Source organism: Bradyrhizobium sp. (assembly GCF_017881085.1).
In the GTDB taxonomy this organism is placed as follows: Bacteria; Pseudomonadota; Alphaproteobacteria; order Rhizobiales; family Xanthobacteraceae; genus Bradyrhizobium.
Window position 1 is genome coordinate 1 of record NZ_JADGRI010000346.1, and the last position, 5437, is coordinate 5437.

5 protein-coding genes are annotated in these 5437 nt (G+C 61.9%); 4 read left to right on the forward strand and 1 reads right to left on the reverse strand.

Features of this window, described 5'->3' with window-relative positions; all coding sequences use genetic code 11:
• On the forward strand, nt 1-727 hold a 727-nt coding region (locus tag QZ213_RS24025; RefSeq protein ID WP_291688572.1), incomplete at its 5' end, for a DUF2927 domain-containing protein.
• Between the two features lie 112 nt (nt 728-839).
• Here QZ213_RS24025 and QZ213_RS24030 read toward each other — a convergent pair.
• Nucleotides 840-2012 (reverse strand): isovaleryl-CoA dehydrogenase, encoded by a 1173-nt coding sequence (locus QZ213_RS24030; protein WP_291688573.1) that lies wholly within the window; start codon nt 2010-2012, stop codon nt 840-842.
• Between the two features lie 247 nt (nt 2013-2259).
• Between QZ213_RS24030 and QZ213_RS24035 the strand changes: the two genes are divergently transcribed.
• The 3 genes from QZ213_RS24035 to QZ213_RS24045 form a co-directional block, all read left to right on the forward strand.
• Nucleotides 2260-3531, forward strand: a complete 1272-nt coding sequence (locus QZ213_RS24035) for a cytochrome P450 (RefSeq protein ID WP_291688574.1) — start codon at nt 2260-2262, stop codon at nt 3529-3531.
• 36 nt (nt 3532-3567) lie between these two features.
• Nucleotides 3568-4842: a cytochrome P450 gene (locus tag QZ213_RS24040; protein WP_291688575.1), complete on the forward strand. Its 1275-nt coding sequence runs from the start codon at nt 3568-3570 to the stop codon at nt 4840-4842.
• A 100-nt stretch (nt 4843-4942) separates the two neighbouring features.
• On the forward strand, nt 4943-5437 hold a 495-nt coding region (locus tag QZ213_RS24045), incomplete at its 3' end, for an acyl-CoA dehydrogenase family protein (RefSeq protein WP_291688576.1).

The window sequence follows — 5437 nt, forward strand, 5'->3', positions numbered from 1 at the left end:
GGCCGCATCGGCCGAAATCCCCGCCATCGCGTCGCGCCAGCACGCCGAGAAGAAGGCCTTCACCGACAGCGAGATCACGGAGGGTTTTTTCAAGACCGCCTTCGGCGCCGAATATCAACTGGCCGGCCGGGTCGACCGCATCCGGAAATACGACATGCCGGTGCGGGTGTTCGCCGACGGCAACCGCCCCGACCGCAAGGCGCAGCTCGCAAAGGTCGTCACCGATATCGGGCAAAAGGTCCGGCATCTCGACATCGCGATGGCCGATAGCAGCGACAGCGCCAATGTCGTCGTCAAGCTGGTGCGCGACCGCGATCTCTATCGCACCATCACGAGCTTCTACGGCAGCGAACGCGCCAAGGAGATCAAGACCTCGCTCGATCCGCAATGCCTGTCCGGTTTCCGCAAGAACGAAAGATACGAGATCGAGCATTCCGACGTCATCCTCACCGTCGACAATGGCGACTTCATCTTCCTGGATTGCGCCTATGAGGAACTGCTGCAGTCGCTGGGACCGATCAACGACACCTCTTCGGTGCCCTGGACCATGTTCAACGACGATGTATCGATGGGCTTTTTCGACGTCTACGACCAGTACATCCTGAACGTATTGTACGACCCGCGCATCAAGGCCGGCATGACGGTCGCCGAGGTCAATGCGGTGCTGCCCGAGGTGCTCACGGATGTGCGCGCCTGGGTGAGGAAGACCAATAATCTGACGGAGTAGAATTCAACTGTCATTGCGGGGCTTGACCCGGCAATCCATCCTCTTCGAAAGGTCTTCTTTTTGATGGATGCCCGGGTCGAGCCTGGTCGAGCCCGGGCATGACAAATTTGCTTCAAGCCGATTTCTCGAACAGCTCCCGGCCGATCAGCATCCGGCGGATTTCGCTGGTGCCGGCGCCGATCTCGTACAGCTTGGCGTCGCGCAGCAGCCGCCCGGTGGGGTAGTCGTTGATATAGCCGTTGCCGCCGAGCAGCTGGATGGCGTCGAGCGCGCATTGGGTCGCCTTCTCGGCGGCATAGAGAATGGCGCCGGCGGCGTCCTCGCGCGTGGTCTCGCCGCGGTCGCAGGCTTTTGCCACCGCGTAGACATAGGCACGCGACGCATTCATCGTGGTGTACATGTCGGCGATCTTGCCCTGCACCAATTGGAACGTGCCGATCGGCTGGCCGAACTGCTTGCGCTCATGCACGTAAGGCAGCACCACATCCATGCACGCCTGCATGATGCCGAGCGGCCCCGCGGCCAGCACCGCGCGCTCATAGTCGAGGCCCGACATCAGGACGTTGACGCCGCTGCCGACCTTGCTGAGCACGTTCTCTTCCGGCACCTCGCAATTCTCGAACACCAGCTCGCAGGTATCGGAGCCGCGCATGCCGAGCTTGTCGAGTTTCTGTGCGGTGGAAAATCCCTTCATGCCTTTTTCGATGATGAAGGCGGTGATGCCGCGCGATCCCGCCACGGCGTCGGTCTTGGCATAGACCACGAGCGTATCGGCGACCGGGCCGTTGGTGATCCACATCTTGCTGCCGTTGATGACGAAACGGTCGCCCTTCTTCTCGGCCCGGGTCGCCATCGAGACCACGTCGGAGCCCGCATTGGGCTCGGACATCGCCAGCGATCCGACATGTTCACCGGAAATCAGTTTCGGCAGATATTTGCGCTTCTGCGCCTCGCTGCCGTTGCGGCGGATCTGGTTGACGCAGAGATTGGAATGCGCGCCATAGGAAAGGCCGACCGACGCCGAAGCGCGCGAGATTTCCTCGACCGCGATGCAGTGCTCGAGATAGCCCAGCCCCGAACCGCCATACTCCTCCTCGACGGTAATGCCGTGCAGGCCCAGCGCGCCGATCTTCGGCCAGAGATCCCTGGGGAATTGATTGCTCCTGTCGATCTCGGCGGCGCGCGGTGCGATCTCGTTGCTCGAAAAATCCTGCACGGTTTCCCTGATGGCGTCGGCGGTCTCGCCGAGATCGAAATTGAACATCCGTTGCGCGTTGGGGATCATGGTCGGGCGGCCTTTCGGGCAAATAAAGCTGCTGGTCTCGGCTAAAGCCTTAATCTTTGGAAATAGGCTTGTCACGGCCTGAAGATGCCGAGAAGGGGACTTCCTCTGTATACCAGCGGGCCGCCTCCCCCCGGTGCGGCAGAAGGCAAAACTCTCCCTTGCTCCGGCGCGCGCAACGGGCTGTAATTCGCTCAAACGACCACCCTTCCGGACCTTGCCGAGGAGGGGGCAATCAGGGAGCTGCCCGATGCACGGGACGATCGATTCCGCTCAAAGTATCAACGAAAAGGCCGCGCAGGAGCGCGCCTGGTCCATGCCGCTCGCGGAGATCGACGTCGGCAACCCCGAATTGTTCAGGACCGATTCGTTCTGGCCGTATTTCGACCGGCTGCGCAAGGAAGACCCGGTGCATTACTGCAAGGACAGCATGTTCGGGCCGTACTGGTCGGTGACCAAGTACAACGACATCATGGAGATCGATACCAACCATGCGGTGTTCTCGTCGGCCTCGATGCTCGGCGGTATCACCATCCGCGACGTCGATCCCGAGCTGCGCCGCGAAAGCTTCATCGCGATGGATCAGCCGCGCCACGGCGCGCAGCGCAAGACCGTGGCGCCGATGTTCACCCCGACCCATCTCGACCAGCTCGCGATCAACATCCGCAAACGCTCGGCAGAATGCCTGGACAATCTGCCCAAGAATGAAGTGTTCGACTGGGTCGACCAGGTCTCGATCGAACTGACTACCCAGATGCTCGCCGTGCTGTTCGATTTTCCGTGGGAGGACCGCCGCAAGCTGACGCGCTGGTCCGACGTTGCCACCACGATTCCCGGACCGGACGGCCTGGTTCCGACCGAAGAAGCGCGGATGGCCGAACTGACGGAGTGCGCGGCCTATTTCGGCAAGCTATGGAAGGAGCGCATCGACCAGCCGCCGAGGAACGACCTGTTGTCGATGATGGCGCACGCCGAAGCCACCCGCGACATGGACCCGAAGAATTTCCTTGGCAATCTGATCCTCTTGATCGTCGGTGGCAACGACACCACCCGCAACACCATGACCGGCAGCCTTTATGCGCTGAGCAAGAACCCGGACCAGTACCGGAAACTGCGCGAAAACCCGGCCCTGATCGACAGCTTCGTTCCGGAGGTGATCCGCTGGCAGACGCCGCTGGCGCATATGCGCCGGACCGCGCTCGACGACGTCGAGTTCCGCGGCAAGCAGATCAGGAAGGGCGACAAGGTCGTGATGTGGTACGTCTCGGGCAACCGCGACGAAGAGGTGATCGAGCGTCCCTACGAGTTCATCATCGACCGCGCCCGTCCGCGCACCCATATTTCCTTTGGCTTCGGCATTCATCGCTGCGTCGGCATGAGGCTCGCCGAGTTGCAGCTAAAGATCATCTGGGAGGAAATCCTTAAGCGCTTCGACAATATTGAGGTGGTCGACGAGCCCAAGCGGGTGTATTCGAGTTTTGTCAAAGGCTACGAGACCTTGCCGGTCCGGATCGCCGGCTGAACGCCCGCCCCGACACCCATTTTTGGACGACAAACGATGAACATCCAGACCTCAGTCCGAGCCGACAAGGCCGAGCTTCTGCGCCTGGCGCGCGAAGAGGCCTATTCCACGCCGCTGAAGGATTTTCATCCGGGCGCGCCGCGACTGTTCCAGAACGATACGCTGTGGCCGTGGTTCGAGCGGCTGCGCAAGGAAGAGCCGGTGCACTATTGCACCAACTCGCCGATCGAGCCCTATTGGTCGGTCACCAAATACAACGACATCATGCATGTCGACACCAACCACGGCATCTTCTCTTCCGACGTCTCGCTCGGCGGCATCTCGATCCGCGACGTGCCGCCGGGCTACGACTGGCCGAGCTTCATCGCGATGGACCAGCCCCGGCATGCCGAACAGCGCAAGACCGTATCGCCGATGTTCACGCCGACGCATCTGGACGAACTTGCGATCCTGATCCGCGCACGCACGGCCAAGGTGCTCGACGCCCTGCCCCGCAACGAGACCTTTGATTTCGTCGACCGGGTGTCGATCGAACTGACCACCCAGATGCTGGCGACGCTGTTCGACTTTCCCTTCGAGGAACGCCGCAAGCTGACCCGCTGGTCCGACGTCTCGACCGCGCTGCCCAAGAGCGGCATCGTCGAATCGGCGGAGCAGCGCCGCGCCGAGATGGACGAGTGCGCGGCCTACTTCTCCAAACTCTGGAACGAGCGGGTCAATTCCGAGCCGCGGAACGACCTGATCTCGATGATGGCGCATAACGAAGCCACGCGGCACATGGACCCCGACAATCTGATGGGCAACATCATCCTGTTGATCGTCGGCGGCAACGACACCACCCGCAACACCATGTCGGGCTCGGTGCTGGCCCTGAACGAAAACCCCGACCAGTACGAAAAGCTGCGCGCCAATCCGGCGCTGATCGATTCCATGGTGCCGGAAGTCATTCGCTGGCAGACGCCGCTGGCGCATATGCGGCGCACCGCGCTGGTCGACACCGAGATCGGCGGGAAGACCATCAAGAAGGGCGACCGGGTGGTGATGTGGTACGTCTCGGGCAACCGCGACGAAGAGGGCATCGAGAACCCGGACCAGTTCATCATCGACCGCGCCCGGCCCCGCACGCATCTGTCGTTCGGCTTCGGCATCCACCGCTGCGTCGGCATGCGGCTCGCCGAGCTGCAATTGAAAATCGTCTGGCAGGAGATGCTGAAGCGCTTCGAGCGCATCGAAGTGGTGGGCGAGCCGAAGCGGGTCTATTCCAGCTTCGTACGCGGCATCGAATCCCTGCCGGTGCGCATACCCGCATGAACAGACCGGCCTTGATCGCCGGCGTTGACCAGCCTATCCACGGCGAGGAACTTAACCGCGCCGGGGGCTGCCACGCCCTCGATCTACCAGCCGAGTTCAGATGACCTCAACAGAACAAGAAGACTATTCCGACATCCGTGAAGCCGTCGCCAAGCTATGCGCGCAATTCCCCGGCGAATACTGGCGCAAGCTCGACCGCGAAATGGCCTACCCCAAGGCCTTCGTCGATGCGCTGACCGAGGCCGGCTATCTCTCGGTGCTGATCCCCGAGGAGTATGGCGGCGCCGGCCTGAAGCTATCCGCGGCGGCCGCGATCCTCGAAGAGATCCAGCGCGCCGGCTGCAATGGCGGCGGCTGCCATGCCCAGATGTACACCATGGGTACGCTGCTGCGGCATGGCAGCGACGAGCAAAAGGCAAAATGGCTGCCGAAGGTCGCCACCGGCGAGCTGCGGCTGCAGGCATTCGGCGTCACCGAGCCGACCAGCGGCACCGATACCTCCTCGCTGAAGACGTTCGCGAAGAAAGACGGCAATGGCGACTATATCGTCAACGGCCAGAAGATCTGGACCAGCCGCGCCGAATATTCCGACCTG

Coding starts and splice junctions, on each gene's coding strand:
- QZ213_RS24035 (WP_291688574.1), top strand. CDS start 2,260: ATGCACGGGACGATCGATTCCGCTCAAAGTATCAACGAAAAGGCCGCG.
- QZ213_RS24030 (WP_291688573.1), bottom strand. CDS start 2,012: ATGATCCCCAACGCGCAACGGATGTTCAATTTCGATCTCGGCGAGACC.
- QZ213_RS24040 (WP_291688575.1), top strand. CDS start 3,568: ATGAACATCCAGACCTCAGTCCGAGCCGACAAGGCCGAGCTTCTGCGC.